This is a genomic window from Rhizobium mulingense, from assembly GCF_029194105.1.
Lineage (GTDB): Bacteria > Pseudomonadota > Alphaproteobacteria > Rhizobiales > Rhizobiaceae > Rhizobium > Rhizobium mulingense.
In genome coordinates this window covers 499,628-524,469 of the sequence record NZ_JARFVE010000003.1, presented here as the reverse complement: position 1 = coordinate 524,469, position 24,842 = coordinate 499,628, and the positions used below count along the sequence as shown (strand labels likewise).

General features: G+C 62.5%; 24 protein-coding genes and 1 pseudogene. 15 read left to right on the top strand and 10 right to left on the bottom strand.

Translation table 11 applies throughout. From position 1 onward, the window contains the following. Window positions 1-2: 2 nt before the first annotated feature. The 6 genes and pseudogenes from PYR71_RS07380 (at window position 3) to PYR71_RS07355 (ending at window position 5,492) form a co-directional block, all read left to right on the top strand. Complete coding sequence (locus PYR71_RS07380; RefSeq protein WP_275618820.1) at window positions 3-1,004, top strand: ABC transporter permease; 1,002 nt, start codon at window positions 3-5, stop codon at window positions 1,002-1,004. Beyond that, window positions 1,001-2,008: an ABC transporter permease gene (locus PYR71_RS07375; RefSeq protein WP_275618819.1), complete on the top strand. Its 1,008-nt coding sequence runs from the start codon at window positions 1,001-1,003 to the stop codon at window positions 2,006-2,008. The genes PYR71_RS07380 and PYR71_RS07375 overlap by 4 nt, the downstream gene beginning before the upstream one ends. Beyond that, entirely contained in the window at window positions 2,005-2,325 is a 321-nt protein-coding gene (gene rhaM, locus PYR71_RS07370) for an L-rhamnose mutarotase (RefSeq protein WP_275618818.1), read from the top strand. The genes PYR71_RS07375 and rhaM overlap by 4 nt, the downstream gene beginning before the upstream one ends. Beyond that, window positions 2,322-3,701 carry an FGGY-family carbohydrate kinase gene (locus PYR71_RS07365; protein ID WP_275618817.1) on the top strand — a complete coding sequence of 460 codons (1,380 nt, stop codon included), beginning with the start codon at window positions 2,322-2,324 and terminating at the stop codon, window positions 3,699-3,701. Before rhaM ends, PYR71_RS07365 begins: the two co-directional genes overlap by 4 nt. An 89-nt stretch (window positions 3,702-3,790) precedes the next feature. Beyond that, entirely contained in the window at window positions 3,791-4,543 is a 753-nt protein-coding gene (locus tag PYR71_RS07360) for a fumarylacetoacetate hydrolase family protein (protein WP_275618816.1), read from the top strand. Between the two features lie 173 nt (window positions 4,544-4,716). Continuing rightward, a pseudogene (locus PYR71_RS07355) lies at window positions 4,717-5,492 on the top strand (ABC transporter ATP-binding protein). A gap of 8 nt (window positions 5,493-5,500) precedes the next feature. Here PYR71_RS07355 and mmsB read toward each other — a convergent pair. The 8 genes from mmsB to PYR71_RS07315 all read right to left on the bottom strand — a co-directional run bounded on the left by mmsB (window position 5,501) and on the right by PYR71_RS07315 (window position 13,266). Continuing rightward, window positions 5,501-6,382 carry a 3-hydroxyisobutyrate dehydrogenase gene (mmsB, locus tag PYR71_RS07350; RefSeq protein WP_275618815.1) on the bottom strand — a complete coding sequence of 294 codons (882 nt, stop codon included), beginning with the start codon at window positions 6,380-6,382 and terminating at the stop codon, window positions 5,501-5,503. Window positions 6,383-6,391: 9 nt separating this feature from the next. Then, on the bottom strand, window positions 6,392-7,987 hold the full coding sequence (locus PYR71_RS07345) for a GMC family oxidoreductase (RefSeq protein WP_275618814.1): 1,596 nt from the start codon (window positions 7,985-7,987) through the stop codon (window positions 6,392-6,394). Window positions 7,988-8,116: 129 nt separating this feature from the next. Beyond that, window positions 8,117-9,106 (bottom strand): branched-chain amino acid ABC transporter permease, encoded by a 990-nt coding sequence (locus tag PYR71_RS07340; protein ID WP_183918872.1) that lies wholly within the window; start codon window positions 9,104-9,106, stop codon window positions 8,117-8,119. A 1-nt stretch (window position 9,107) separates the two neighbouring features. Beyond that, complete coding sequence (locus tag PYR71_RS07335; RefSeq protein WP_012490600.1) at window positions 9,108-9,995, bottom strand: branched-chain amino acid ABC transporter permease; 888 nt, start codon at window positions 9,993-9,995, stop codon at window positions 9,108-9,110. Window positions 9,996-9,999: 4 nt separating this feature from the next. Continuing rightward, window positions 10,000-10,701 carry an ABC transporter ATP-binding protein gene (locus PYR71_RS07330; RefSeq protein WP_275618813.1) on the bottom strand — a complete coding sequence of 234 codons (702 nt, stop codon included), beginning with the start codon at window positions 10,699-10,701 and terminating at the stop codon, window positions 10,000-10,002. Further along, on the bottom strand, window positions 10,701-11,483 hold the full coding sequence (locus tag PYR71_RS07325; RefSeq protein WP_275618812.1) for an ABC transporter ATP-binding protein: 783 nt from the start codon (window positions 11,481-11,483) through the stop codon (window positions 10,701-10,703). The genes PYR71_RS07330 and PYR71_RS07325 overlap by 1 nt, the downstream gene beginning before the upstream one ends. Window positions 11,484-11,488: 5 nt before the next feature. Beyond that, window positions 11,489-12,694, bottom strand: a complete 1,206-nt coding sequence (locus PYR71_RS07320; protein WP_004678062.1) for an ABC transporter substrate-binding protein — start codon at window positions 12,692-12,694, stop codon at window positions 11,489-11,491. A 332-nt stretch (window positions 12,695-13,026) separates the two neighbouring features. Further along, entirely contained in the window at window positions 13,027-13,266 is a 240-nt protein-coding gene (locus PYR71_RS07315; protein ID WP_183918876.1) for a hypothetical protein, read from the bottom strand. Window positions 13,267-13,486: 220 nt separating this feature from the next. On the opposite strand from PYR71_RS07315, the gene PYR71_RS07310 reads away from it, so the two are divergent. Continuing rightward, entirely contained in the window at window positions 13,487-14,440 is a 954-nt protein-coding gene (locus PYR71_RS07310; protein WP_275618811.1) for a LysR family transcriptional regulator, read from the top strand. On the opposite strand, the gene PYR71_RS07305 is transcribed toward PYR71_RS07310, so the two are convergent. Beyond that, on the bottom strand, window positions 14,441-14,779 hold the full coding sequence (locus tag PYR71_RS07305; protein ID WP_275618810.1) for a cupin domain-containing protein: 339 nt from the start codon (window positions 14,777-14,779) through the stop codon (window positions 14,441-14,443). It abuts the gene before it with no gap. Between the two features lie 173 nt (window positions 14,780-14,952). On the opposite strand from PYR71_RS07305, the gene PYR71_RS07300 reads away from it, so the two are divergent. The 4 genes from PYR71_RS07300 (at window position 14,953) to PYR71_RS07285 (ending at window position 18,662) form a co-directional block, all read left to right on the top strand. Next, on the top strand, window positions 14,953-16,140 hold the full coding sequence (locus tag PYR71_RS07300; protein WP_275618809.1) for an acyl-CoA dehydrogenase: 1,188 nt from the start codon (window positions 14,953-14,955) through the stop codon (window positions 16,138-16,140). Window positions 16,141-16,231: 91 nt separating this feature from the next. Beyond that, window positions 16,232-16,693 (top strand): DUF4126 domain-containing protein, encoded by a 462-nt coding sequence (locus PYR71_RS07295; protein WP_183918880.1) that lies wholly within the window; start codon window positions 16,232-16,234, stop codon window positions 16,691-16,693. After that, entirely contained in the window at window positions 16,690-18,051 is a 1,362-nt protein-coding gene (locus PYR71_RS07290) for an FAD-containing oxidoreductase (protein WP_275618808.1), read from the top strand. The genes PYR71_RS07295 and PYR71_RS07290 overlap by 4 nt, the downstream gene beginning before the upstream one ends. A gap of 41 nt (window positions 18,052-18,092) precedes the next feature. Continuing rightward, entirely contained in the window at window positions 18,093-18,662 is a 570-nt protein-coding gene (locus PYR71_RS07285) for a DedA family protein (RefSeq protein ID WP_275618807.1), read from the top strand. Between the two features lie 15 nt (window positions 18,663-18,677). On the opposite strand, the gene PYR71_RS07280 is transcribed toward PYR71_RS07285, so the two are convergent. Continuing rightward, window positions 18,678-19,721: an NAD(P)-dependent alcohol dehydrogenase gene (locus PYR71_RS07280; protein ID WP_275618806.1), complete on the bottom strand. Its 1,044-nt coding sequence runs from the start codon at window positions 19,719-19,721 to the stop codon at window positions 18,678-18,680. 467 nt (window positions 19,722-20,188) lie between these two features. On the opposite strand from PYR71_RS07280, the gene PYR71_RS07275 reads away from it, so the two are divergent. The 4 genes from PYR71_RS07275 to kdpB all read left to right on the top strand — a co-directional run bounded on the left by PYR71_RS07275 (window position 20,189) and on the right by kdpB (window position 24,821). After that, window positions 20,189-20,551, top strand: coding sequence for a copper resistance CopC family protein (locus PYR71_RS07275; RefSeq protein WP_011428121.1), 363 nt, complete (start codon window positions 20,189-20,191; stop codon window positions 20,549-20,551). Window positions 20,552-20,848: 297 nt separating this feature from the next. After that, window positions 20,849-20,938: a K(+)-transporting ATPase subunit F gene (kdpF, locus tag PYR71_RS07270; RefSeq protein WP_020923123.1), complete on the top strand. Its 90-nt coding sequence runs from the start codon at window positions 20,849-20,851 to the stop codon at window positions 20,936-20,938. Window positions 20,939-20,991: 53 nt separating this feature from the next. Next, the gene (gene kdpA / locus PYR71_RS07265; protein ID WP_275618805.1) at window positions 20,992-22,695 is read left to right on the top strand and encodes a potassium-transporting ATPase subunit KdpA; all 1,704 of its coding nucleotides are present in this window, start codon (window positions 20,992-20,994) and stop codon (window positions 22,693-22,695) included. Window positions 22,696-22,760: 65 nt separating this feature from the next. Then, a complete protein-coding gene (gene kdpB, locus PYR71_RS07260) occupies window positions 22,761-24,821 on the top strand; it encodes a potassium-transporting ATPase subunit KdpB (protein WP_275618804.1) in 2,061 nt (686 codons plus the stop codon). Window positions 24,822-24,842 lie beyond the last annotated feature (21 nt).

Below are 24,842 nucleotides of genomic sequence, written 5' to 3'. Positions count from 1 at the left end.
GCATGGCAAGACTGATCAGAAAACGCGAAACGCTGCTGTTCCTCATCATCGTCGTGATGATCGCGATCTTTTCGACGCGTGCAGCCGATTTCGCAACACCGGACAATCTCGCCGGCATTTTCAACGATACCTCCATCCTGATCATCCTGGCGCTGGCGCAGATGACGGTCATCCTGACGAAATCGATCGACCTGTCCGTCGCCGCCAATCTCGCCTTTACCGGCATGGCGATCGCGATGATGAATGCCGCCCATCCCGATCTGCCGCTCGTCGTGCTGATCCTTATGGCGATCGTCATCGGCGCCTGTCTCGGCGCCATCAACGGCTTTCTCGTCTGGGCGCTGGAAATCCCGCCAATCGTCGTCACACTCGGCACGCTCACCATCTATCGCGGCATGGCCTTCGTGCTCTCGGGCGGGGCCTGGGTCAATGCGCACCAGATGACCCCGATCTTCCTGTCGGTGCCGCGCATGCCGATCCTCGGCCTGCCCGTCCTCGGGTGGGTCGGCATCATCATCTTGCTGCTGATGTATGTGCTGCTCCGATATACCCCGTTCGGCCGCTCGGCCTATGCGACCGGTGGCAATCCGACCGCAGCCGTCTATGCCGGCATTGATACGGGCTGGACCAAATTTCTTGCTTTCGTTCTCTCCGGCGCGCTCGCCGGGCTTTCAAGCTATCTCTGGGTGTCGCGTTATGCCGTCGCCTATGTCGATATCGCCAACGGCTTCGAGCTCGACAGCGTCGCGGCCTGCGTCATCGGCGGCATCTCGATCGCCGGTGGCGTCGGCTCGGTCGTCGGCACGGTGCTCGGCGCGCTCTTCCTCGGCGTCATCAAGAACGCGCTGCCGGTTATCGGCATTTCACCCTTCACGCAGATGGCGATATCGGGAACCGTCATCATTCTCGCGGTCGCCTTCAACGCCCGGCGCGAACGCAACCGCGGCCGCATCATCCTGCGCGACCGGGCCGCAGCCGATAGCAGAACGGAGGCTGCAGCATGAGCACCGTGTCCACACGAGAAAAGCGGGTCATCCCCGATCGCCTCGGCACGCCGTTGCGCCGCATCATCGCCAGCTGGGAAGTGCTACTCTTTGGCGTCGCGGTCCTGATTTTCATCTTCAATTCCCTGGCATCGCCCTATTTCCTCGATGCCTGGAACCTCTCGGACGCCACCTTCAACTTCACCGAAAAGGCGATGATCGCCTTCGCCATGGCATTGCTCGTCATTTCAGGCGAGATCGACCTTTCGGTCGCCGCGATCATCGCGCTCGCCTCGACGGCGATGGGGGCGGCGGCGCAGGTCGGCATCGGCACGCCGGGTCTGGTGCTGATCGGCATCGGCACCGGCCTTGCCTGCGGCATCTTCAACGGTGTGCTCGTCTCGGTGCTGAAGCTGCCGTCGATCGTGGTCACCATCGGCACGATGAGCCTGTTCCGCGGCATCTCCTATATCGTGCTCGGCGACCAGGCTTACGGCAAGTATCCAGCAGACTTCGCCTATTTCGGTCAGGGCTACGTCGTCTGGGTCTTCTCGTTCGAATTCGTGCTCTTCATCGTGCTGGCGATCCTCTTCGCCATCCTGCTGCATGCGACGAATTTCGGGCGGCAGGTCTATGCCATCGGCAACAATGATTTCGCCGCCCGCTTCTCCGGCATCCCGGTCGAACGCGTCAAATTCATTCTCTTCCTTCTGACCGGCATCATGAGCGGCATTGCCGCGGTCTGCCTGACCTCGCGCCTCGGCTCGACCCGGCCGTCGATCGCTCAGGGCTGGGAACTGGAGGTCGTCACCATGGTGGTGCTTGGCGGCATCTCGATCCTCGGGGGCTCAGGCACGATCGTCGGCGTCGTCATCGCGGCTTTCGTCATGGGCCTCGTCACCTTCGGCCTCGGTCTCTTGAACGTGCCGGGCATCGTCATGTCGATCTTCATCGGACTGCTTCTCATCATCACCATCGCCATCCCGATCATCGCTCGCCGCATCAAGCTCATGAGCTCCCGATGACCTTCGAAAAACACGCCTTCAAGATGCAGCTCAATCCCGGTATGGAAGCCGAATACCGCAAGCGGCATGATGAGATCTGGCCGGAACTGGTCGATCTCCTGCACCAGTCGGGCGCCAGCGACTATTCCATCCATCTCGACCGCGAGACCAATACGCTGTTCGGCGTTCTGACGCGGCCGGAGGACCACACGATGGCGAGCCTGCCGGACCATCCCATCATGAAAAAATGGTGGGCGCACATGGCCGATATCATGGCGACAAATCCGGATAATTCGCCCGTCCAGAGCGATCTCGTCACCCTCTTCCATATGCCATGACCGCCACCTCCTATCGCCGCATCGCCGTTCTCGACATCGGCAAGACCAATGCCAAGGTCGTCGTGCTCGACGCTGGGACAGGCGCCGAGATCGCCGTCCTGAAACGCCCGAACGTTACGATCAAAACCGGTCCCTATCCGCATTACGACATAGAGGCGCTCTGGTCCTTCGCGCTCGATGCGCTGAAGCGCCTTGCGCATGAGCCCGGTTTCGACGCCATTTCGATCACCACCCACGGCGCCGCCGCCGCGTTGCTCGATCTGGACGGTAGGCTCGCCATGCCTGTGATCGACTACGAACACGAATACCCCGAGGCGATCCGCGATGCCTATACGGCCTTGCGCCCCTCCTTCGACGAAACCTTCTCGCCGCGCCTTTCGATGGGTCTCAATGTCGGTGCACAGCTGCATTATCAGAAGAGCGCCTTCCCCGAGGAGTTCGACAGGGTCGCGACCATCCTCACCTATGCGCAATATTGGACGGCACGGCTGACGGGGGTGACCGCCAACGAGCTGACCTCGCTCGGCTGCCACACCGACCTCTGGAATCCCAGGGCGGGCGACTATTCCTCGCTCATCGACAGGCTCGGCATCCGCGGGCTGATGGCGCCGATCCGCTCCGCCTTCGATGCGCTCGGTCCGGTGCTGCCGGAGATCGCCGCCGAGCTCGGCCTTGGCGCTCCCGTGCCGGTCTATTGCGGCATTCACGATTCCAATGCCTCGCTGCTGCCGCATCTGGTCCAACGGGCCGCCCCCTTCGCCGTCGTCTCCACCGGCACCTGGGTGATCAATTTCGGCGTCGGCGGTGATCTCGATCATCTCGATCAGAAACGCGATGCGCTCGCCAATGTTGATGCCTATGGCCGGGCCGTCCCCTCCTCGCGTTTCATGGGCGGACGGGAATTCGAAATCCTGTCGGCCGAGATCGGTCCCGTCGATGAAAAAGCCGCCCAGCCGGCGATCGGCCCGGTCATCGAAAAGGGCATGATGCTGCTGCCCAACATCGCCTCCGGCTCCGGTCCTTTTCCCGGCATGGCAAGCCGCTGGATCGGCGCCGAAGAGTCGAACCGCCGGGAGCGCCACGCCGCCGCCTGCCTCTATCTCGCTTTGATGACCGATGCCTGTCTTGGACTGATCGGCGCCAAAGGCCCGGTCATCGTCGAAGGGCCCTTTGCCCTCAACGAAACCTATCTGAAGCTGCTTGCCGCCCTTGCCGGTCGCGAGGTCCTCGCCCTCCCCGGCTCGACCGGCACCAGTCAGGGTGCTGCCCTCCTCACCGGCATCCGGCCGATATTCGGCGCCGAGACGCATGTTCCGCCGGCCGAAATTGCGGGGCTCGCCGCCTATCGCGATCGCTGGTACGCGGCGATGGAATAGGAGCTTTTCCAATTACTGCCCAAGACCCACTTGTTCATTGCTGCCCTGCCGTTAGTGTGCCACCTCGAAAATCAGGTCGAGGAGACAGCATGACAGAGACATTCGATCCGCGCGGGCTCGCAGCCAGGCTTCACAGCCTGCGCCAGGCCGGCAGGCAGGAGGAAACCGGCACTTTCGCGCTGCCGGCCGATCTGCATCAGGCGATGGAGGCTCAGAATTTTCTGGCCGACGGCATTTCCAGCAATGCCTGGAAGGTGACGGTCTCGCCTGAGGGGCAGGCGGTCACCGCTCCCCTGCATCCCTATGCCGAGGCCGCCTCGGGTGCGAGCATCCCCTGGTATCCGGGCATAAAATTCGAGACCGAGATCGCCGTGCGTCTCGGCAAGGACCTGCCGATCCGCACCGGCACTGCATATAGCCGCGCCGACGTGGTCGAGGCGATATCCGCTGCCTATCTCGGCGCCGAGCTGCTGGTCAGCGCCGTAAGGGAAAGCGGCAGCGTCTCCTTTCTGCTGTTTACATCAGATCGCCTCGGCAATAGCGGCTATGTGCTTGGTCCAAAGCTCGACAAGAGCCTGGTCGATACCGCCGGCGGCACGCCGCTCAAGGTCACCCATGCCGGCCGCACCATCTATGACGGTCCGGCTCAGCACCCGATGGGCGATGTTCTCACCTGGCTCGTCGACTACGCCAATGACGGCTTGCGCCCGGGAACATCGCTGAAGGCAGGCGCGCTGATCACAACGGGCACGTTGAGCGGCGCGATCGAACTGCCTGAACCCGGCGAAATCGATATCCTCTTCGGCGACGCAAGGCTGAGTTTTCCGGTGTCGAAGGCATGATTGATGCCGGTTCTGGCTGCGACCGCGGCCATGCCAGCATGGCGTCTTCACGCTCGGCGGAAAATGTTAAGTTGACAATCCAGGTTTAGTTTTGCAGGAACCGGATGCGGCAAGGAGGGCCGATACATGTCTGAGGCCCTCCCGAACCAGCAATGCGGAACCTGGAGCAGACCATGCCTTCGTCTTTCCTTGCCCTGTCTCAAATCACCTATGCCATCGGGCCGAAGCCGATCCTGCATGGCATCGACTTGACCCTCGATCAGGGCCGTATCTGCGGTCTGGTGGGCCCGAACGGCTCCGGCAAGAGCACGCTTTTATCATCGCCCGCCAGATCGCACCGCAATCCGGCGCCATCTCCTTCGGCGGCAAGGTGGCGGCCGACTGGGGCGCCCGGGAATTTGCCCGACACGTCGCCTATATGCCGCAATTCACGCCGGCGACCGACGGGATGACCGTGCGCGAACTGGTGGCACTCGGCCGTTTTCCCTGGCACGGCACACTCGGCCGCTTCACCGCGACGGATCGCACCAAGGTCGAGGAAGCCATCACCCGCACCGAGCTTGAGGACTTTGCCGATCGCCCCGTCACCAACATGTCCGGCGGCGAGCGCCAACGCGCCTGGATCGCCATGATGCTCGCCCAGGATGCCCGCTGCTTGCTGCTCGACGAACCGACGTCGGCACTCGACCTCGCCCACCAGGCGAGCGTTCTCTCCCTGGTACAGGATCTCAGCCGCGAACGCGGGCTGACCGTCGTCATCGTGCTGCACGATATCAACCTTGCCGCACGCTACTGCGACGCGATCGTCGCGCTCAGCCGCGGCCGGATCACGGCCGAAGGCCCGCCAGCCGAGATCATGCAGGCCGACACGCTGCACTCGATCTTCGGAGTCGGCATGGGCGTCTTCCCGCATCCGGTTCGAAAAGAGCCGGTCAGCTATCTCCTGTAGGCCGTCGCCTACAGCTTTTCGCGGAACATCTCGATGATGGCGGAAAAATCTCTTCCGCCATTGCCCTGCTTTTCGAAGAGCGCATAAAGCTGGGCCGCTTCCGCGCCGAGCGGCGTGGAGGCGCCGCTCGCCAGAGCCGCCTCTTGCGAAAGCTTGAGATCCTTCAGCATCAAGGCTGCGGCAAAACCTGGCTTGTAACCATTATTGGCAGGCGAGGTCGGCACCGGGCCGGGCACCGGGCAATAGGTGTTGATCGACCAGCATTGGCCCGATGAGGTCGATGCAACGTCGAAAAGCGCCTGATGCGAGAGGCCGAGTTTTTCGGCGAGCACGAAGGCCTCGCAGACGCCGACCATCGAGATGCCGAGGATCATGTTGTTGCAGATCTTTGCCGCCTGGCCGGCGCCCGCTTCGCCGCAATGGACGATCTTCTTGCCCATGGCCTCGAGAATTGGCTTGGCTCGGGCAAAGGCTTCCGGGGAGCCGCCCGCCATGAAGGTCAGCGTGCCGGCGCTCGCCCCACCGGTGCCGCCGGAGACGGGTGCGTCGAGCGACAGGCAGCCTGCAGCCTTGGCTATCTCATGCGCCTTGCGGCTGCTGTCGACATCGATGGTCGAGCAATCAATGACCAGCGTGTCCTGCGCCGTCGACTGCAGAATGTCTGCCCAGGCCGTCAGCACATGCCTGCCCTGCGGCAGCATCGTGATAACCACCTCCGCATCCTTGACCGCCTGGCTGGCATGGCTTGCCGGCTTGACGCCGCTCGCCTCCGCCGCCTTCAGCACCGAAGCCGCGAGATCGAAACCGAGGACCTCGTGGCCCGCCTTGACGAGATTGGCCGCCATCGGCCCGCCCATATTGCCAAGCCCGATGAATGCGATCCTTGCCATGGTCTTCTCCTATCGATTGTCTTCGAGGATCATCGCCGCCGCCTTTTCGGCGATCATGATCGTCGGCGAATTGGTGTTGCCTGAGGTGATCGACGGCATCACCGAAGCGTCGGCGATCCTGAGCTTGCCAAGCGCCCTGAATTTCAGTCTGGGGTCGACGACGCTCTCCCTGTCGGCGCCCATGCGGCAGGTGCCGACGGGATGGAAAATCGTCGTGCCGATATCGCCGGCCGCCCGCTCCAGATCGGCTTCGGTCTGATAGCTGGGACCTGGCTTGAACTCTTCCGGCCGGAACCTCGCGAAGGATGGCTGCGCGACGATCTTGCGCGTTAACCGTATCGAACGGACAGCTATGTCACGATCGCGTTGCGTCGAGAGGTATTTCGGGCTGATCGTCGGCTGCGCGGCAAAATCCGGGCTCGACAGGTGCACCGAGCCCCGGCTTTCCGGCCTCAGATTGCAGACGCTCGCCGTGATCGCCGGGAAAGGATGGACGGGGTCGCCGAATTTTTCGAGCGAGACCGGTTGCACGTGATATTGCAGGTCAGGCGTTTCCCGGTCTGGCCCCGAGCGGGTGAAGATGCCGAGCTGGCTCGGCGCCATCGCCATCGGCCCGGAGCGGCGGACGAGATATTCGAGCCCGATCGCCGCCTTGCCGATCAGCTTCGTCGCCTTCTCGTTCAGCGTCGGAACCCCGGTTACTTTATAGGCCAGACGCAGTTGCAGATGATCCTGCAGGTTCTCGCCGACGCCCTTGACCTCGGTGACGACATCGACGCCCGCCCGCTGGAGAACCTCGCCCCTGCCGATGCCGGAGAGTTCCAGAATATGCGGCGAGCCGATCGATCCGGCCGAAAGGATGGTTTCCTTGCCCGCATAGGCGCGTTTCGCCACGCCGTCGTGCTGGAATTCGACGCCGGCCACGGTCCCCTCCTCCACCAGCAGCCGCCGGACCTGCGCCTTGGTGAGCACCGTCAGGTTGGAGCGCTTGCGCGCCGGGCGCAGGAAGGCTTTCGAGGTGTTCCAGCGAATGCCGGAACGCTGGTTGACGTCGAAGTAACCGGAGCCTTCATTGCTGCCGCGGTTGAAATCCTCTGTTTCCGGAATACCGGCTTCTCTCGCCGCCTGCTGGAAGGCGTCGAGCACGGCCCAGCGCACCCGCGCCTTCTCAATGCGCCATTCGCCGCCGGCGCCATGCATCTCGTCTTCACCGCGATAAAAATCCTCGGACTTGCGGAAGTAGGGCAGAACATCGTCCCAGCCCCAGCCACTGCAGCCCATCTGCCGCCAGAGGTCATAATCGCGCGCCTGGCCGCGCATATAGATCATGCCGTTGATCGAGGAGCAGCCGCCGAGCACCTTGCCGCGGGGATAGCTCAGCGCCCGACCGTTCAACCCCGCTTCCGGCGCCGTTGTGAAACACCAGTCGGTCCGCGGATTGTTGATGCAATAGAGATAACCGACCGGGATATGGATCCAGTGGTAGTTGTCGCTGCCGCCGGCTTCGAGCAGCAGCACCCGGCTCCTGCCATCGGCCGACAGCCGGTTGGCAAGCACGCAGCCGGCGCTGCCTGCCCCGATGATGATATAGTCGTACCGATCCATGTGCCCTGCACGAACTCCAGATGCTTGCCGCTTCCCTCTCCCCGCGGGACGGGGAGAGGAAGAGTCGCAGCGCCGCCGCCCGTCTCTTCCCCCGAAAACATGGCTTTCCCGGAGAAGAGGTCCGCCCGTTCAGCGGCGATAGACGAAGCCCAGTTTGCGCCCCAGCCGCGACGCGTAGAATTCGCCGATGATGCCGCGGCGGAAGATCAGCACGCAGATCATGAACACGATGCCGGTGATGATCGTCACCGGAAACTCCGAGGTGGCGAGGTAGTTTTCCAGCGCCACCACCAGCCCGGCCCCGAAGACGGGGCCGATCAGTGTGCCGATCCCGCCGAGCAGCGTCATCAGGATCACCTCGCCCGACATCTGCCAGGCGACGTCGGTGAGCGTCGCGAACTGGAAGACGATCGATTTGACCGCGCCCGCCAGCCCCGCAAGCGCTGCCGACATGACGAAAGCGCCGAGCTTGTAGCGCGCGACGGAATAGCCGAGTGAGATCGCTCGGCTCTCGTTCTCGCGGATCGACTTCAGGATCATGCCGAAGGGCGAATTGATGAAGCGCCAGATGATCAAGATACCAACGAGGAAGACGGCAAGCACGAAATAATACATGTTGGTTGAGTCGTTCAGGTCGATGAAGCCGAAGAGATGCCCGCGCGGCACCGACTGAATGCCGTCCTCGCCCTCGGTGAACTCCGCCTGCAGACAGAAGAAGAAGAACATCTGCGACAGCGCCAGCGTGATCATCGCGAAATAGATGCCCTGGCGGCGGATGGCGAAGAAACCCATGACGAGGCCGAGGAAGGCAGCCCCAATGACACCGATCAGGATGCCGAGCTCCGGCGGCAAGCCCCATGATTTCACGGTATAGGCGGTGAAATAGGCGGCACCGCCGAAGAAGGTGGCATGGCCGAAGGACAAGAGGCCGGTATAGCCGAGCAGCAGATTAAAGGCGCAGGCAAACAGTGCGAAGCAGAGCAGCTTCATCAGGAAGATCGGATAGAAGAAAAACGGCGCCAAGAGCAGGAGCAGCAATCCCACGAGGAGGAAGCCCGCCTGCACCGAAAAAGCGGTTCGGCTTTTTTCCGTTCGGAGAGTTTCGGTGATATCGGTCATGTCAAGCATCCCGGCCGAAGAGGCCCGCGGGCCTGATGAGAAGCACGATCGCCATGATGACGAAGATCACGATGTTTGAAGCCTCGGGATAGAAGACCTTGGTCAGGCCCTCGGCTATGCCGAGCACATAACCGGTGATGATCGCGCCCATGATCGATCCCATGCCGCCGACCACGACGACAGCGAAAACGACGATGATCATGTTCGAGCCCATCAGCGGCGAGACCTGATAGATGGGTGCGGCCAGCACGCCGGCAAAGGCGGCAAGGCCGGCGCCGAGCGCGTAGGTCAGCGTCAGGAGCACCGGCACGTTGACGCCGAAGACCTGTACCAGCACGGCGTTTTCGGTGGCGGCCCGGAGATAGGCGCCGAGTTTGGTCTTTTCGATCAGCAGCCATGTGCCGAGGCAGACGACGAGCGAGACGACGACCACCCAGCCGCGATAGATCGGCAGGAACATGAAGCCGAGATTGGCGCCGCCGGCAAGGGCTGCCGGGGTAGCATAGGGCTGGCCGGACGAGCCGTAGAGATAGCGGAAGGTGCCTTCGACCGCGAGCGCCAGCCCGAAGGTGAAGAGCAGGCCGTAAAGCGGATCGAGATCGTAGAGCCGGCGCAGGAACAGTCGCTCGATGATCGCCCCGGCAAAGCCGACGATGACGGGCGCCAGGATCAGCGACGGCCAGTAGCCGATGCCGGCATAGGTCAGCAGGAGATAGGCAACGAAGGCGCCGAGCATATATTGTGCGCCGTGGGCGAAGTTGATCACCCTGAGCAGACCGAAAATGATAGCGAGGCCGAGGCTGAGCAGCGCATAGAAGGAACCGTTGATCAGGCCGATCAACAGCTGGCCGAGCAGCGCCTGCAGGGGAATGCCGAAGATCATCGTCATCTGGTCACACTCCCAGAACCTTGTGCAGCGTATCCATGCGCTGCGGCAGTTCGCCGACCGGGAATTCCGACACCATCTGCCCATGATCCATCAGATAGAAGCGATCGGCAATACGGCTGGCGAAGCGGAAGTTCTGCTCGACGAGCAGGATCGTCATGCCGCGCCCTTTCAGCGTCTGCAGCACCTCGCCGATGCGCTGGACGATGACCGGGGCAAGCCCCTCCGTCGGTTCGTCGAGAATGAGCAGCCGCACGCCGGTGCGCAGGATCCGGGCGATCGCCAGCATCTGCTGCTCGCCGCCCGAAAGCTTGGTGCCGGGGCTGCCGCGGCGCTCGTAGAGATTGGGGAAAAGCTCGTAGATCTCGTCGAGCGTCATGCCGCCCTTCGCCACGACAGGCGGCAGCAGCAGGTTTTCCGACACGGTGAGCGTCGAGAAGATGCCGCGCTCCTCCGGCACGAAGCCGATACCGCGATGCGCCGTCTTGTGCAGCGGCACCTGCATCATGTCGCTGCCGGCAAAACTGATCCTGCCCTTGCGGGCGCGCACGATGCCGGTGATGGTGCGCAGCGTCGTCGTCTTGCCGACGCCGTTGCGGCCGAGAATGGTGATCGTCTCGCCTTCGGCCACCCGCATGTCGACGCCGTGCAGGATGTGGCTTTCGCCGTACCAGGCATTCAGTCCCTGGACTTCGAGGAGATCGGCCATCAATGCTCCTCCGTGCCCATATAGGCGACGCGCACGCGCTCGTCCTGGCTGACCGTGGCATAATCCCCCTCGGCGAGGATCTCGCCACGCTGCAGCACAGTGACATGCTGGCAGATATTGGCGACGACGGAGAGATTGTGCTCGACCATCAGCACCGCCCGGTCGCGGGCGACGTCGCGGATGATCGCCGAGACGACGCCGACATCCTCCAGCCCCATGCCGGCCATCGGCTCGTCGAGCAGCAGCACCTTGGGATCGAGCGCCAGCGTCGTAGCGATTTCCAGCACGCGCTTGCGGCCATAGGAAAGGTCGGCGGCGATATGGTCGCGCTCCTTGGAAAGGCCGACGCTGGCGAGCAACTGCTCGGCGCGCTCGTTCAGCCGGTCGAGCGCCGAAAGCGGCCGCCAGAACTGGGTAGACAGATTGTTCGGCCGCTGCAGCGCCACGCGCACATTGTCGAGAACGGAAAGATGCGGGAAGACCGCCGAGATCTGGAAGGAGCGCACCAGTCCCATGCGCGCGACCTTGTCGGGCGGCGTGTAGGTGATGTCGGTGCCCATCAGCGTGATCGTGCCCGCCGTCGGCTGCAGGAACTTCGTCAGCAGATTGAAGACCGTAGTCTTGCCGGCGCCGTTTGGGCCGATCAGCGCATGGACGCTCGCGTCATGGACGTCGAGATCGACGTTCTTGACGGCCGTGAAGCCGCCGAAATCGCGGCGCAGGCCGCGGGCGGATAAAACCACCCGCGGCTTGGCCTGACTTTCAATCGCGGAAACCGCCATCGCGCTCACTTCACCAGATCGCAGCCGCTCTTGGCGGGGTCGATATAGGCTTCCTTGCCGGGAATGGTGGCGAGCACGTTGAAGTAATCCCACGGCTCCTTGCTGTCGGCAGGCTTCTTGACCTGCAAGAGGTACATGTCGTGGATCATCCGGCCATTGGCGCCGACCGTGCCGCCGCGGCCGAAGACGTCATCAACAGGCATTTCATGCAGCGTTTTGGCAACGGCTTCCGTCTCGTCGGTGCCGGCCTTCTGCACCGCCTTCAGATATTGCGTCACCGCCGAATAGGTGCCGGTATGGATCATGTTCGGCATCTTGCCTGTGCGGGCGAAGAATTTCTTGGCGAAGGCGCGGCTTTCGTCGTCGCGGTTCCAGTAAAAACCTTCCGTCAGCGTCAGGCCCTGCGCCGCCTCGAGCCCGAGGCCATGGACTTCGGCAAGGGTGAAGAGCAGCGCCGCCAGATGCTGGCCGCCCTGGGTGATGCCGAATTCGGCCGCCTGCTTGATGGCGTTGGAAGTATCGAGGCCGGCATTGGCAAGGCCGATCACCTTGGCGCCAGAGGATTGCGCCTGCAGCAGGAAGGACGAGAAGTCCTGGGTCGACAGCGGATGGCGGACGGCGCCGACGACCGTGCCGCCGCTCGCCTTAACGTAGTCGGTGGTCTGCTGCTCCAGCGAATAGCCGAAGGCATAGTCGGCGGTCAGAAAGAACCAGCTGTCGCCGCCCTGCTTCACAAGCGCGCCGCCGGTACCGACGGCCAGCGCATGCGTATCGTAGGCCCAGTGGAAGCCGTAGGGCGAGCAGGCCTTGCCGGTCAGATCCGTCGTCGCAGCACCGGTGACAATGTCGATCTTCTTCTTTTCCTTGGCGATCGCCTGCACAGCGAGCGCCACCGACGAGGTCGTCAATTCCATGATCGCATCCACCTGCTCGGTGTCATACCATTGGCGGGCGATGTTGGAGGCGATATCCGGCTTGTTCTGGTGATCGGCATCGACGATCTCGACCGGAACGCCCAATACCTTGCCGCCGAAATCCTCGACCGCCATCTTGGCGGCTTCGACGGAGGATTTGCCGCCGAAATCCGCATAGACGCCCGACTGGTCGTTCAGGATGCCGATCTTGACCTTGCCGTCGGTCGCGCTTTGCGCGAGCACAGCGGTGCTGCTGGCGAGCAAAAATGCAACGGACGCAATGAGATTCTTTCGCATATTCTCTCCTCCCAGAGATGAGCAAGATTACCGGTCTGTTCATATTTGGCCGGTCGCACTCCTCAGAACGACGGCTCTCGTCTTACGATCATGGAAATTTCTCCCTGAGGCAACGGGCGGAGTACAACTAATTCCAAACAGTATCTGTTCATTTTTGCACAGAAACACAGCCGCACAACGTCAAACCAAGCCTCGGGATGCGCAGGACGTAAGCGCTAAGCACTAGACTTAGGGCAGTTCCGACGGTTGTGCAGGGTTAGTGGCGTTAGACGAAGGACCAATTATCTATTGGTCCTTCGTCGCCGGCAGATTTGACGCATTTCCGCCTGCCGTTACTTCCATTGCGTCCCGTTGTCGGCGGCGCAGCCATAGGGAGGCAAGGCGCTGCCGAACGTCGCTTTCAGTTTGGCACAGCCCCAGGCATTCAGCGGGCCAGGCATCGACGAGTTGAGCGTAATGCCGACTTCGTCATAGGGGCTGTCGGTGTTGGTGATGTAGCGATACCAGCGAAAACCGATGACCACGACGAATGCGAGCACGATCGTCAGCAGCAGGCGAACCAATTTTTTCATCAATATTTCCTCAGAATGCAAACGTGGCCGTGTAGCACTCACCAATAGCAACTGAAAGCACCGTCTCCGGGGATCAACCGGTTTCCAACAAGCGTCTCGGCTTCTCCTTGCGGTGATTTCTCCGTTCTTCGCGACGTAAAATGCAAATCAAAACAATGAATTGTTTAAACATCTGAAGATCGTGCTATGCGTTAGCGCTTGTTGAACGGAGGAAATGGCGATGAACAATCCGCCGCAGTTCACCTGGGACGATCTGCAGTTTTTTCTCGCCGTCGCCCGTACCGGGCAGCTGTCGACGGCTGCCCGGCAGCTGCGTTCCAGCCACGCCACCGTTTCGCGGCGCATCGACCGGCTGGAATTCACCCTCAAGGTCAAGCTGTTCGAGCGCAATCCACGCGGCTATGTGCTGACCGCGATGGGCACGCGCTTCGTCGAAACGGCAGAGCGGATGGAGCAGGAGACCGAGCGGCTGCGCGCCGATCTCGCCGATGGCTCGATGGCGCAGCGCGGCCTGGTGCGCCTCAGCGCACCGGAAGGCTTTGCCAATTTCTTCTTCGCCACCGTGCTGCCGCAGTTTGCCGCCCAGCATCCGCATCTCTCGCTCGAACTGGTGACCATCCAGCAGATCATGTCACTGTCACGCAAGGAGGCCGATCTTTCCGTCGTGCTCGACGAACCGAAGGGAGGGCCTTATTTCGCCGAGAAGCTGACCGACTATCACCTGCAGATCTATGGCTCCCGCCACTATCTGGCGAAGGCGCCGGCGATTACCTGCCGCGACAACCTGCTTGAGCACCCCTTCGTCAGCTATATCGAGGAGATGATTTTCGCGCCGGGCCTGGATTATCTCAGCGACGTGCATCCGCGCATCAAGCCGCAGTTCCAGAGCTCCAGCATCTTCGCGCAGCTGACTGCCACCCGAAATGGCCTCGGCCTCTGCATCCTGCCCTATTTCTTCGCCAGCCGTTATCCCGAGCTCGTGCGTGTGCTGCCCGAGGAAATCGACCTCAAGCGCCAGTACTGGATCACTTGCCATCGCGACCTGAAACAGGTGCCGCGCGTGCGCGCCGTCATTGACTTCCTGCGCGAGGCCGTGCGCGGCGAGGACGCACGCTTCGTGCCGCCCTATGTCACCGCCGCCGGCTCGGCGCGCCGGTCGGAGCCCGAAAGCTGATTACTTGAGAAATTCGGCACGATGTGGCGTGAAGCTATCGATCAGCCGGCCCTTTTCCAGCGCCTTGACGCCATGGACGAGATTGGGGGGCACGATGAAGCTGCCGCCCCGCCTGAGCACTTCGGTCCGGCCATCAATCGTCACTTCGAAGCTGCCCTCGGCGATATAACTTGCCTGAATGTGCGGATGCGAATGAGCCGCACCGATAGCGCCGCTTTCGAATGCCACTTCCACCATCATCATCTCCGGCAGATAGGTCATGATGCGCCTGGTAACGCCGGGCTCCGGATTGACCCATTCGGCGCCTTCGGCCGATACGAACAGATCGCTTGACGACATTTCCGCCTCCTCATGCCAGAATCAAACGCGGGCAAAGTGGAGCATGCCGACGCTTTTGAAAAGATGGCAAGGCTCGTCTTTCCGATAGGCTGGCTTGTGTTGACGCGGTTGGCTGGCGGGTCTATGCGACCTTGAACGAGGCAAGCCTGAATCGTGAGTGAGGAGACGCCGCCATGCAGCAGACGCGCGAGGTTTTCGACTGGGCCGATCCGTTCCGCCTGGTGGAGCAGCTGACCAACGAGGAGCGCATGGTGCAGGATACCGCCCATGCCTATGCGCAGCAAAAGCTCGCGCCCCGCGTTCTCGACGCCTTCCGCCATGAAAGGACGGATCCCGCAATCTTCCGCGAAATGGGTGAACTCGGCCTGCTCGGCCCGACGATCTCCCCCGATTATGGGGGCGCCGGTCTTGGTTACACCGCCTACGGCCTGATCGCCCGCGAGGTCGAACGGGTCGACAGCGGTTATCGTTCGATGATGAGCGTGCAGTCCTCGCTGGTCATGGTGCCGATCGAAACCTTCGGGTCTGAGGCACAGAAGCAGAAATACCTGCCGAAACTCGCCACGGGCGAATGGGTCGGCTGTTTCGGTCTGACCGAGCCCGATTACGGCTCCGATCCCGGCTCGATGGCGACCCGCGCCAAGAAGGTCGATGGCGGCTATAGCCTCACCGGCTCAAAGACCTGGATCTCGAATGCGCCGATCGCCGATGTCTTCGTCGTCTGGGCAAAGACCGAGGACGGCCTCATCCGCGGCTTCATCCTGGAAAAGGGCTGGAAAGGCCTTTCGGCTCCCGCCATCCACGGCAAGGTCGGCCTGCGCGCCTCGATCACCGGCGAAGTGGTGATGGACGGGGTGTTCGTGCCGGAGGAAAACCTGCTTCCCAATGTTACCGGCCTCAAGGGTCCTTTCACCTGCCTCAACTCGGCCCGTTTCGGCATCGCCTGGGGCGCGCTCGGGGCTGCCGAAGATTGTTACGCCAGGGCACGGCAATACACGCTCGAGCGCAAGCAGTTCGGCCGGCCGCTTGCCGCCAACCAGCTGATCCAGAAGAAGCTCGCCGACATGGCGGCAGAAATCTCGCTCGGCCTGCAGGGCTGCCTGCGGCTCGGCCGCATGAAGGAGGAAGGCCATCCACCGGTCGAGCTGACCTCGATCCTCAAGCGCAACAGCTGCGGCAAGGCGCTGGAGATCGCGCGCGCGGCCCGCGACATGCTCGGCGGCAACGGCATCTCCGACGAATTCGGCATCGCCCGCCACCTCGTCAACCTCGAAGTGGTCAACACCTATGAGGGCACACACGACATCCACGCGCTGATCATCGGCCGGGCGATCACCGGCATCGCCGCCTTTGCGAACTAAACCGTCGGTTCGGCTGGGCGAATTGCCACGCGCCTGACAATGTGCAACCTTCCCTCTCGCGGCACGACGCCGGCAATGAGGGGGATCGCGCATGTTTCTTTTTCTTGCATTGCTGATCGGTGTCATCTCCGGCCTGCGCGCCATGACCGCGCCCGCCGCCGTCGCCTGGGGCGCGGCACTCGGCTGGTTCGACGTGTCGCAAACGCCGCTTGCCTTCATGGGTTACCGCTGGACGCCGTGGGTCTTCACGGTTCTCGCCATCGTCGAGCTGATCACCGATCAGCTGCCGTCGACACCGTCGCGCAAGGTGCCGTTGCAGTTCGGCGCCCGTATCGTCACCGGGGCGCTCGCCGGGGCGACGATCGGCGCCGCCAGCGGCCTGCTCTTCGGCGGCCTGATCGCCGGCGTGATCGGCGCCGTCATCGGCACCTATGGTGGCGCCGCCCTGCGCGGCAGGCTTGCTGCTTCCTTCGGCAGGGACCTGCCGGCGGCCCTGATCGAGGATGCCGTCGCCGTCATCGGTGCGGCGCTGATCGTGGGAGCCGTGTCATGAAAAGCTTCGACGCCATCGTTATCGGCGCCGGCCAGGCCGGCCCCTTTCTGGCCGCCCGCATGGTCGAGAAGGGCATGAAGGTGGCGCTGATCGAGCGCAAATTCCTCGGCGGCACCTGCGTCAATGCCGGCTGCATGCCGACGAAGACGCTGGTCGCCAGCGCCCGCGCCGCCCATGTGGCCAGAAGCGGCGCCGCCTACGGTGTTAAGATCCCCGGCGAGATCGGCATCGACATGAAGGTGGTCAGAGCCCGCGCCGAAACGGTGACGATGAACGCCCGCAACGGCCTGATCGGCTGGTTTGCCGGTATGGATGGCATGCGCGTGATCTATGGTCATGCGCGTTTCGAGGGACCGAGATCCGTCCGCGTCAACGGCGAAACGCTCACCGCGCCGCGCATCTTCCTCAATGTCGGCGCGCGGCCCATCATCCCCGAGCTGCCGGGCATTGCCGATATCGATTACCTCACCAGCACCTCGATCATCCAACTCGACATGCTGCCGCGGCATCTTGCGGTCATCGGCGGCAGCTATATCGGGCTGGAGTTCGCGCAGATGTATCGCCGTTTCGGCGCCGAAGTCAGCGTCATCGAGCACGGCCCGAAGCTCGCTTCGCGCGAGGACGAGGATATATCCGATGCGATCGCCGAGATCCTGCGTTCAGAAGGCATTGGCGTCCATACCGACGCCGATAACATCGCCTTCGCAAAAAACGGCGGTGGCGTGAGCGTCACCGCCGGCGCGGCGAAGATCGATGCCAGCCATGTGCTGATCGCCACCGGCCGAAAGCCGAATACCGACGATCTCGGCCTCGATGCCGCCGGCGTGGCTACGGATAAGCGCGGCTATATCACCGTCGACGATCGGCTCGCCACCAATGTCGAGGGCATCTTTGCGCTTGGCGACTGCAACGGCCGCGGCGCCTTCACGCACACGTCTTACAATGATTTCGAGATCGCCGCCGCCAATCTCTTGGACGGCGACGACCGCAAGGTCTCGAGTCGCATCCCGGCCTATGCGCTTTATATCGACCCGCCGCTCGGCCGCGTCGGCATGACGGAAAAGCAGGCGCGAGAGTCGGGGCGCAGGATCATGGTCTCGACCCGCCCGATGAGCCGCGTCGGCCGCGCCAATGAGCGCGGCGAGACGAAGGGCTTCATGAAAGTGGTGGCCGACGCCGAAAGCAAGGAAATCCTCGGTGCGGCGATATTGGGCATCGAGGGCGACGAGGTGATCCACGGCCTGATCGACGCGATGAATGCCGGCACAACCTATCCCACGCTGAAATGGTCTGTGCCGATCCATCCCACGGTCTCGGAGCTGATCCCGACGCTGCTCGGGGATTTGAAGCCGGTTTAGCCTTGACCTGACGCTTCGGAAACAGCTGGGGGCGGGTCGCCATGTCTATCGAACTGCTGATTGAGAATTACGGCCTGCTGGCAATTTTTCTGGGGGCTGCTTTCGAAGGCGAAACGGCCGCTTTCCTAGGCGGCGTGATCGCTCATCGCGGCTTGCTTACCTATTGGGCGGCAGCGTCTGCGGCAATCGCCGGATCCTTCGCCGGCGATCAGTTCTGGTTTTTTGCCGGCCGTTACGCCGCCCGATGGAGCCTCGTCCGCCGGCTGCTGGAAAGACCGGCGCTTGCCCGCGTCACCCAGCTTCTGGAAACATATCCCACAGGCTTCATCCTTGCCTTTCGTTTCCTGGTCGGGTTGCGGACGATCAGCCCCGTCGTCATTGGGACGACTAGGATATCGACCGGGAAATTCGTCGTCCTGAATGCGGTAGCCGCACTGGTCTGGGGACAGCTTTTCACCGCGCTCGGTTATCTCTTCGGGCACGGAATCCAGCAGACATTGGGCCACCTCCCCCTTCACCACCATCTGCTCATCGCGGTCGGAGCGGCGGCCTTTGTCGCAGCCGCCGCTCTTGCCGTTCGCAAGATGAGACCGAGTGCCGGGCACTCATAGAGGTGGTCCGGCGCCCTACTCCATCACGATCTGCAGCTTCACGTCGCTCGGCCGGGCCTCGACGGCGCGATCGAAGGCCTTGATCGAATCCTCGAATGTGAAGGTCTCCGATATCAGCGGCTTCAGATCGACGCGGCCCGAGCCGAGCAGCGCGATCGAGCGCTCGTACTGATGGGCGTAACGGAACACCGTTTCGATGCGGATTTCTTTGGTCGTCGCCGTCGAGACGTCAAAACCAACAGGATTGACCGGCAGGCCGACGGCGACGATGACGCCGCCCGGGCGCGGCAGCGCCATAATCGTCTCCCAGGCCTTCGGCGAACCGGAGCATTCGAAGACGACATCGGCGCCCCAGCCGTCGGTCAGCCTGCCCACTTCTTCGATCAGATTCGTCTCGCGGATATTGACCGGGATGACGCCCTGATACTGCGCGGCGATATCGAGCTTCGGCTGGGCGAGATCGGCAACGATCGCCCGGGCGCAGCCGCCGGCAAGGGCGGCAATCGCCACCATCGTGCCGATCGGGCCGGCGCCAAGAACGATGGCGGTATCGCCCGGCGCAATCTTCGCCTTGCTCGCCGCCTGCATGCCGACCGCGAAGGGCTCGACCATAGCGCCTTCGGCAAAGCTGACATTGTCGGGCAGCTTGAAGGTATAATTGGCGGGATGCACGACCTCCGGCGTCAGCACGCCATGAACCGGCGGCGTCGCCCAGAAACTGACGGCGGGATCGATATTGTACATGCCGAGCCGGCTTGCCTTGGAATTCGGGTCGGGGATGCCGGGCTCCATGCAGACGCGGTCGCCGACTTTCAGATGCGTGACACCGGACCCGACCTCGACCACCGTGCCCGCCGCCTCATGGCCGAGCACCATCGGCGCGTTGACGATGAAGGGACCGATCTTGCCGTGGGTATAATAATGCACGTCCGAACCGCAGACGCCGACTGTATGAACCCTGATCTTGACCTGCCCCGGTCCTGTCTCCAGCGGCAGATCGATATCGCGAAGCGCAAGTTCATGCTGGCGCTCCAGTACCAGCGCACGGACTTTGGTCATGATCGGTTTCCTTCCCTTTTCGCCCCGCGATTTATCGGGGTGCCGTCGACACGGATTATAAGACGGTAAGCGGCGGCAATTCAATCGCACCGATCAAGCTTTTGCTCAACTCGTGATGAAATGCCCATTTTCTGTAATCCGAAAGATTCACGCTCCAAAACCTCCGTATGATTCCAGCCGGAGCCGACGGGGAGTACATTCTCAATTCCGAGATCTCGGCGATGAGGACAGGCGGAGAGATGAAAAACGGCCCAACATTATCAAGGTCATTCCGAAAATTCTGGCAGCGGCTTACTGACCTGATCGCCGCGCTGCCGAAAGGCCGCCAGCCGCGGCCGGTGCGCGCTATCGCAAAAACTAGGGATCGAAATCATCCCCCGCAGCGTTCATAGTGACACGTCGGCATGGCGTCACGGAAGCATGAGGGCTCCGGGCACATGCGGATCGGCACGATAAGGAAGACCATCATGAAGTCGATCGCGTCATTCTGTCTGTTCGCCTTCCTTCTCTTCACCGCAAGTGAAGCGTCCGCGGCCTTGGAACAAGCCTCGCTCCCATCGCAACAGCAGGAACAACAGCTCGTTCCTGCCAATCTCGAGCTCACTTTCACCGGCCCGGTCGATCTTGCCCGCTCGACGGCCGTCCTGCTGGATGCCCAGGGGATGGCGCTTCCCACCGGCAAGCCGTTTCTTTCCGGCCCTGAAGGATCGATCTTCAAGATCCCTCTCGATCCTGCCATGGCGCCCGGCCTCTATACCGTCGACTGGCGCGTGCTCTCGATGGACGGCCGCAGCGCCGAAGGCCGATACCAGTTCCGGGTCGACCCTTAGCTCGCTTACTGAAAGCCTTTATAAGATTTTTATATAGATGGCCGCTTGCCCGTCTCGAACCTTTATGCCCTTCCGATCCATATTCATGGCCGAGAGATCGAACGATCCTCTCCACGCCAGAAAGCATAAAAGGCGGCCGTCCTGCGGGATGGCGCCCTTTGTCTTATCTGACTCCAGGACGAACGACAGGAGTCACCATCATGATGGATATCATTCTACTCGGCACCGCGATCATCTTCTTCGCGCTGTGCTTTGCCTACACCAGAGCCTGCGACAGGCTTTAGCGGGAGAAACGCCATGACCCTCGATTACGTCTTGAGCGGCGCGGTGACCGTGTTTCTCACCCTTTACCTCACCTACGCTCTGCTTCGCCCGGAGCGCTTTTGAAGAAAGCCGGCGCTTTCAGTTGCGAGGCGGCCGGTCATAGAAAGTCTACCTCCATGACCCTCAACGGATGGCTTCAGATCCTGCTTTATTGCGGGATCGTTCTCGCGCTCGTTAAACCGCTCGGTGGTTATATGACGCGTGTCTTCGGCGGCGAGCGCACTTTTCTCTCCCCGGTCCTCGTTCCCATCGAACGCGGGCTTTACCGCGTCGCCGGCACCAGCGAGAGCGAGGAGCAGCATTGGACCTCTTATGCCTTCGCCATGCTGACGTTCAATCTTCTCGGCGTCATCGTGCTTTATGCACTGCAGCGGCTGCAGGCCGGCCTCCCCTATAATCCGGCCGGCATGGCAGCCGTCCCCCCGGAGCTTTCCTTCAATACTGCCGTCAGCTTCGTCAGCAATACCAACTGGCAGAACTACGGCGGCGAAAGCACGATATCCTATTTCACCCAGATGGCCGGCTTCACCGTCCAGAACTTCGTTTCAGCGGCAACGGGCATCGCTATCGCGCTCGCCTTTATCCGCGCCTTCTCGCGCGCCTCGGGCAAGGCTATCGGCAATTTCTGGGTCGATATGACCAGGGCAACCTTCTATGTGCTGCTGCCGATCTCGATCGCGCTGACGCTCGTCTATGTCTATCTCGGCGTGCCGCAGACGCTCGGACCCTATGTCAATGCGACGACGCTCGAAGGCGCCAAGCAGACGATCGCCGTCGGCCCCGTCGCCTCGCAGCTGGCGATCAAGATGCTCGGCACCAATGGCGGCGGCTTCTTCAACGCCAATTCCGCCCATCCCTTCGAAAATCCCGATGCAATCTCCAACCTCATCCAGATGGTGTCGATCTTTGCGATCGGTGCGGCTCTCACCAACGTCTTCGGCCGCATGGTCGGCAACCAGCGCCAGGGTTGGGCGATCCTTGCTACCATGGGCGTGCTGTTCCTCACCGGCGTTGTCGTCACCTATTGGGCAGAAGCCGCCGGCAATCCGTTGATGCATGCCTTCAGCCTTCAGGGTGGCAATATGGAGGGCAAGGAAGTCCGCTTCGGCGTGGCCCTCTCGTCGCTCTTTGCGGTCATCACCACCGCTGCCTCCTGCGGCGCGGTCAACGCCATGCATGGCAGCTTCACCGCGCTCGGCGGCCTCGTTCCGCTGATCAACATGCAGCTCGGCGAGATCATCGTCGGCGGTGTCGGCGCCGGCTTGTACGGAATCCTGCTGTTCATCATCGTCGCCGTCTTCGTCGCCGGCCTGATGGTCGGCCGCACGCCGGAATATCTCGGCAAGAAGATCGAGGCGAAAGAAATGAAGATGGCCATCCTCGCCATTCTCTGCCTGCCGCTCGCCATGCTTGTCTTCACCGCGATCGCCACGGTGCTTCCTTCCGCCGTCGCCTCGGTCGGCACCGCCGGTCCGCACGGCTTCTCCGAAATCCTCTATGCCTATACCTCGGCTGCAGCCAATAACGGCTCAGCTTTCGGCGGCCTGACCGGCAATACACCCTGGTACAACGTGACGCTCGGCATCGGCATGCTCGCCGGCCGCTTCCTCGTCATCATTCCGGCGCTCGCCATTGCCGGCTCGCTGATCGCCAAGAAGGCGGTTCCGGCCTCTGCAGGCACCTTCCCGACCGACGGCCCGCTCTTCGTCGGCCTGCTCGTCGGCACGATCCTGATCGTCGGCGGCCTGACCTTCTTCCCGGCGCTGGCGCTCGGGCCTGTCGTCGAGCACCTCGTCGGCCTCGCCGGCCAGACTTTCTGAGGCGATGCCGTGATTCTGCGTCACAGGATTCGGTCGCCATCCTCGTTTCAAAGCTGGAGTCTCCTATGAGCCAGGCAAAATCCGCGAGCATCATCGATTCTCGCATTCTCGTTCCGGCCGTCGGCGCCGCCTTGAAAAAGCTCGACCCCCGCGCGCTGGCCAGAAATCCTGTTATGTTCGTCGTGGCCACGGTCTCGGTGCTGACCACCGTGCTCTTCCTGCGCGACCTCGTCACCGGCAACGGCAATCTCGGCTTCTCCTTCCAGATCAATCTCTGGCTCTGGTTCACCGTGCTCTTCGCCAATTTCGCCGAAGCCGTCGCCGAAGGCCGCGGCAAGGCGCAGGCGGATTCGCTGCGCAAGGCGCGCACCGAAACCCAGGCAAAGCTGCTCACCGGCAATAATGGCAGCGATTATCGCATGGTGCCGGGCACCAGCCTCAAGGTCGGCGATATCGTGCTTGTCGAAGCCGGCGACATCATCCCGTCGGACGGCGAAGTGATCGAAGGCGTCGCCTCCGTCAACGAAGCGGCGATCACAGGCGAATCCGCCCCGGTCATCCGCGAATCCGGCGGCGACCGCTCGGCAGTGACCGGCGGCACGCAGGTGCTGTCCGACTGGATCCGCGTGCGCATCACCGCGGCCGCCGGCGCTACCTTCCTCGATCGGATGATTTCGCTCGTCGAGGGCGCTGAGCGCCAGAAGACGCCGAACGAGATCGCGCTCAACATCCTGCTCGCCGGCATGACGCTGATCTTCGTGCTCGCCACGGCGACGATCCCGAGCTTTGCCATCTATGCCGGCGGCTCGATCCCGATCATCGTGCTCGTCGCCCTTTTCGTCACTCTGATCCCCACGACGATCGGCGCGCTTTTGTCGGCGATCGGCATTGCCGGCATGGACCGCCTCGTCCGCTTCAACGTGCTCGCCATGTCCGGCCGGGCGGTCGAAGCCGCCGGCGACGTCGATACGCTGCTGCTCGACAAGACGGGCACGATCACGCTCGGCAACCGCCAGGCGACGAACTTCCGGCCGGTGCGCGGCGTCTCCGAACAGGACCTTGCCGATGCCGCCCAGCTCGCCTCGCTTGCCGACGAAACGCCGGAAGGCCGCTCCATCGTCGTGCTCGCCAAGGAAAAATATGCGATCCGCGGCCGCGACATGGCGAGCCTCAAGGCGACCTTCGTCCCCTTCACCGCCCAGACCCGCATGAGCGGCGTCGATCTCGAAGGCGCCTCGATCCGCAAGGGTGCGGTCGATACGGTGCTGACCTACGTCAATAGCGACGTCCCCTCAAAAAACGGCAGCGAGGTCGTGCGCGAGCTGCAGTCGATCGCCGACGAGGTAGGCAAATCGGGCGGCACGCCGCTCGCCGTCGCCCGCGATGGCCGGCTGCTCGGCATCATCCAGTTGAAGGACATCGTCAAAGGCGGCATCCGCGAACGCTTCACGGAGCTGCGCCGCATGGGCATCCGCACGGTGATGATAACAGGCGACAACCCGCTGACGGCGGCCGCCATCGCCGCCGAAGCCGGCGTCGACGATTTCCTCGCCCAGGCAACGCCGGAGATGAAACTGGCGCTGATGCGCGAGGAACAGGCCAAGGGCAAGCTGGTCGCCATGTGCGGCGACGGCACCAACGATGCCCCTGCGCTTGCCCAGGCCGATGTCGGCGTCGCCATGAACACTGGCACGGTCGCCGCCCGCGAGGCCGGCAACATGGTCGATCTCGACAGCGATCCGACCAAGCTCATCGAGATCGTCGAGATCGGCAAGCAGCTTTTGATGACGCGCGGCGCGCTGACGACGTTCTCGATCGCCAACGACATCGCCAAATACTTCGCCATCATCCCGGCGATGTTCCTGACCTTCTACCCGCAGCTCGGCGTGCTCAATGTCATGGGACTGTCGACGCCGCAAAGCGCCATCCTGTCGGCGATCATCTTCAACGCATTGATCATCATTGCGCTGATCCCGCTGTCCTTGAAGGGCGTGCGCTACCGCCCGATCGGCGCCGGCGCACTGCTGTCGCGCAACCTGCTGATCTACGGCCTCGGCGGCATCATCGTCCCCTTCATCGGCATTAAGGCGATCGACATGGCCGTCGCCGCCCTCGGCCTCGCCTAGCGGAAGATACGGTTCCTCACC

Bases quoted from the DNA above. Each gene is read 5' to 3' on its own strand.
- PYR71_RS07365 (WP_275618817.1), top strand. From the start codon at position 2,322: ATGACCGCCACCTCCTATCGCCGCATCGCCGTTCTCGACATCGGCAAG.
- rhaM (WP_275618818.1), top strand. From the start codon at position 2,005: ATGACCTTCGAAAAACACGCCTTCAAGATGCAGCTCAATCCCGGTATG.
- PYR71_RS07310 (WP_275618811.1), top strand. From the start codon at position 13,487: ATGAACAATCCGCCGCAGTTCACCTGGGACGATCTGCAGTTTTTTCTC.
- PYR71_RS07375 (WP_275618819.1), top strand. From the start codon at position 1,001: ATGAGCACCGTGTCCACACGAGAAAAGCGGGTCATCCCCGATCGCCTC.
- PYR71_RS07335 (WP_012490600.1), bottom strand. From the start codon at position 9,995: ATGACGATGATCTTCGGCATTCCCCTGCAGGCGCTGCTCGGCCAGCTG.
- PYR71_RS07340 (WP_183918872.1), bottom strand. From the start codon at position 9,106: ATGACCGATATCACCGAAACTCTCCGAACGGAAAAAAGCCGAACCGCT.
- PYR71_RS07285 (WP_275618807.1), top strand. From the start codon at position 18,093: ATGTCTATCGAACTGCTGATTGAGAATTACGGCCTGCTGGCAATTTTT.
- PYR71_RS07360 (WP_275618816.1), top strand. From the start codon at position 3,791: ATGACAGAGACATTCGATCCGCGCGGGCTCGCAGCCAGGCTTCACAGC.
- PYR71_RS07320 (WP_004678062.1), bottom strand. From the start codon at position 12,694: ATGCGAAAGAATCTCATTGCGTCCGTTGCATTTTTGCTCGCCAGCAGC.
- PYR71_RS07345 (WP_275618814.1), bottom strand. From the start codon at position 7,987: ATGGATCGGTACGACTATATCATCATCGGGGCAGGCAGCGCCGGCTGC.
- PYR71_RS07295 (WP_183918880.1), top strand. From the start codon at position 16,232: ATGTTTCTTTTTCTTGCATTGCTGATCGGTGTCATCTCCGGCCTGCGC.
- PYR71_RS07290 (WP_275618808.1), top strand. From the start codon at position 16,690: ATGAAAAGCTTCGACGCCATCGTTATCGGCGCCGGCCAGGCCGGCCCC.
- PYR71_RS07380 (WP_275618820.1), top strand. From the start codon at position 3: ATGGCAAGACTGATCAGAAAACGCGAAACGCTGCTGTTCCTCATCATC.
- kdpA (WP_275618805.1), top strand. From the start codon at position 20,992: ATGACCCTCAACGGATGGCTTCAGATCCTGCTTTATTGCGGGATCGTT.
- PYR71_RS07300 (WP_275618809.1), top strand. From the start codon at position 14,953: ATGCAGCAGACGCGCGAGGTTTTCGACTGGGCCGATCCGTTCCGCCTG.
- PYR71_RS07330 (WP_275618813.1), bottom strand. From the start codon at position 10,701: ATGGCCGATCTCCTCGAAGTCCAGGGACTGAATGCCTGGTACGGCGAA.
- PYR71_RS07325 (WP_275618812.1), bottom strand. From the start codon at position 11,483: ATGGCGGTTTCCGCGATTGAAAGTCAGGCCAAGCCGCGGGTGGTTTTA.
- kdpB (WP_275618804.1), top strand. From the start codon at position 22,761: ATGAGCCAGGCAAAATCCGCGAGCATCATCGATTCTCGCATTCTCGTT.
- mmsB (WP_275618815.1), bottom strand. From the start codon at position 6,382: ATGGCAAGGATCGCATTCATCGGGCTTGGCAATATGGGCGGGCCGATG.
- PYR71_RS07275 (WP_011428121.1), top strand. From the start codon at position 20,189: ATGAAGTCGATCGCGTCATTCTGTCTGTTCGCCTTCCTTCTCTTCACC.
- PYR71_RS07305 (WP_275618810.1), bottom strand. From the start codon at position 14,779: ATGTCGTCAAGCGATCTGTTCGTATCGGCCGAAGGCGCCGAATGGGTC.
- kdpF (WP_020923123.1), top strand. From the start codon at position 20,849: ATGACCCTCGATTACGTCTTGAGCGGCGCGGTGACCGTGTTTCTCACC.
- PYR71_RS07280 (WP_275618806.1), bottom strand. From the start codon at position 19,721: ATGACCAAAGTCCGTGCGCTGGTACTGGAGCGCCAGCATGAACTTGCG.
- PYR71_RS07315 (WP_183918876.1), bottom strand. From the start codon at position 13,266: ATGAAAAAATTGGTTCGCCTGCTGCTGACGATCGTGCTCGCATTCGTC.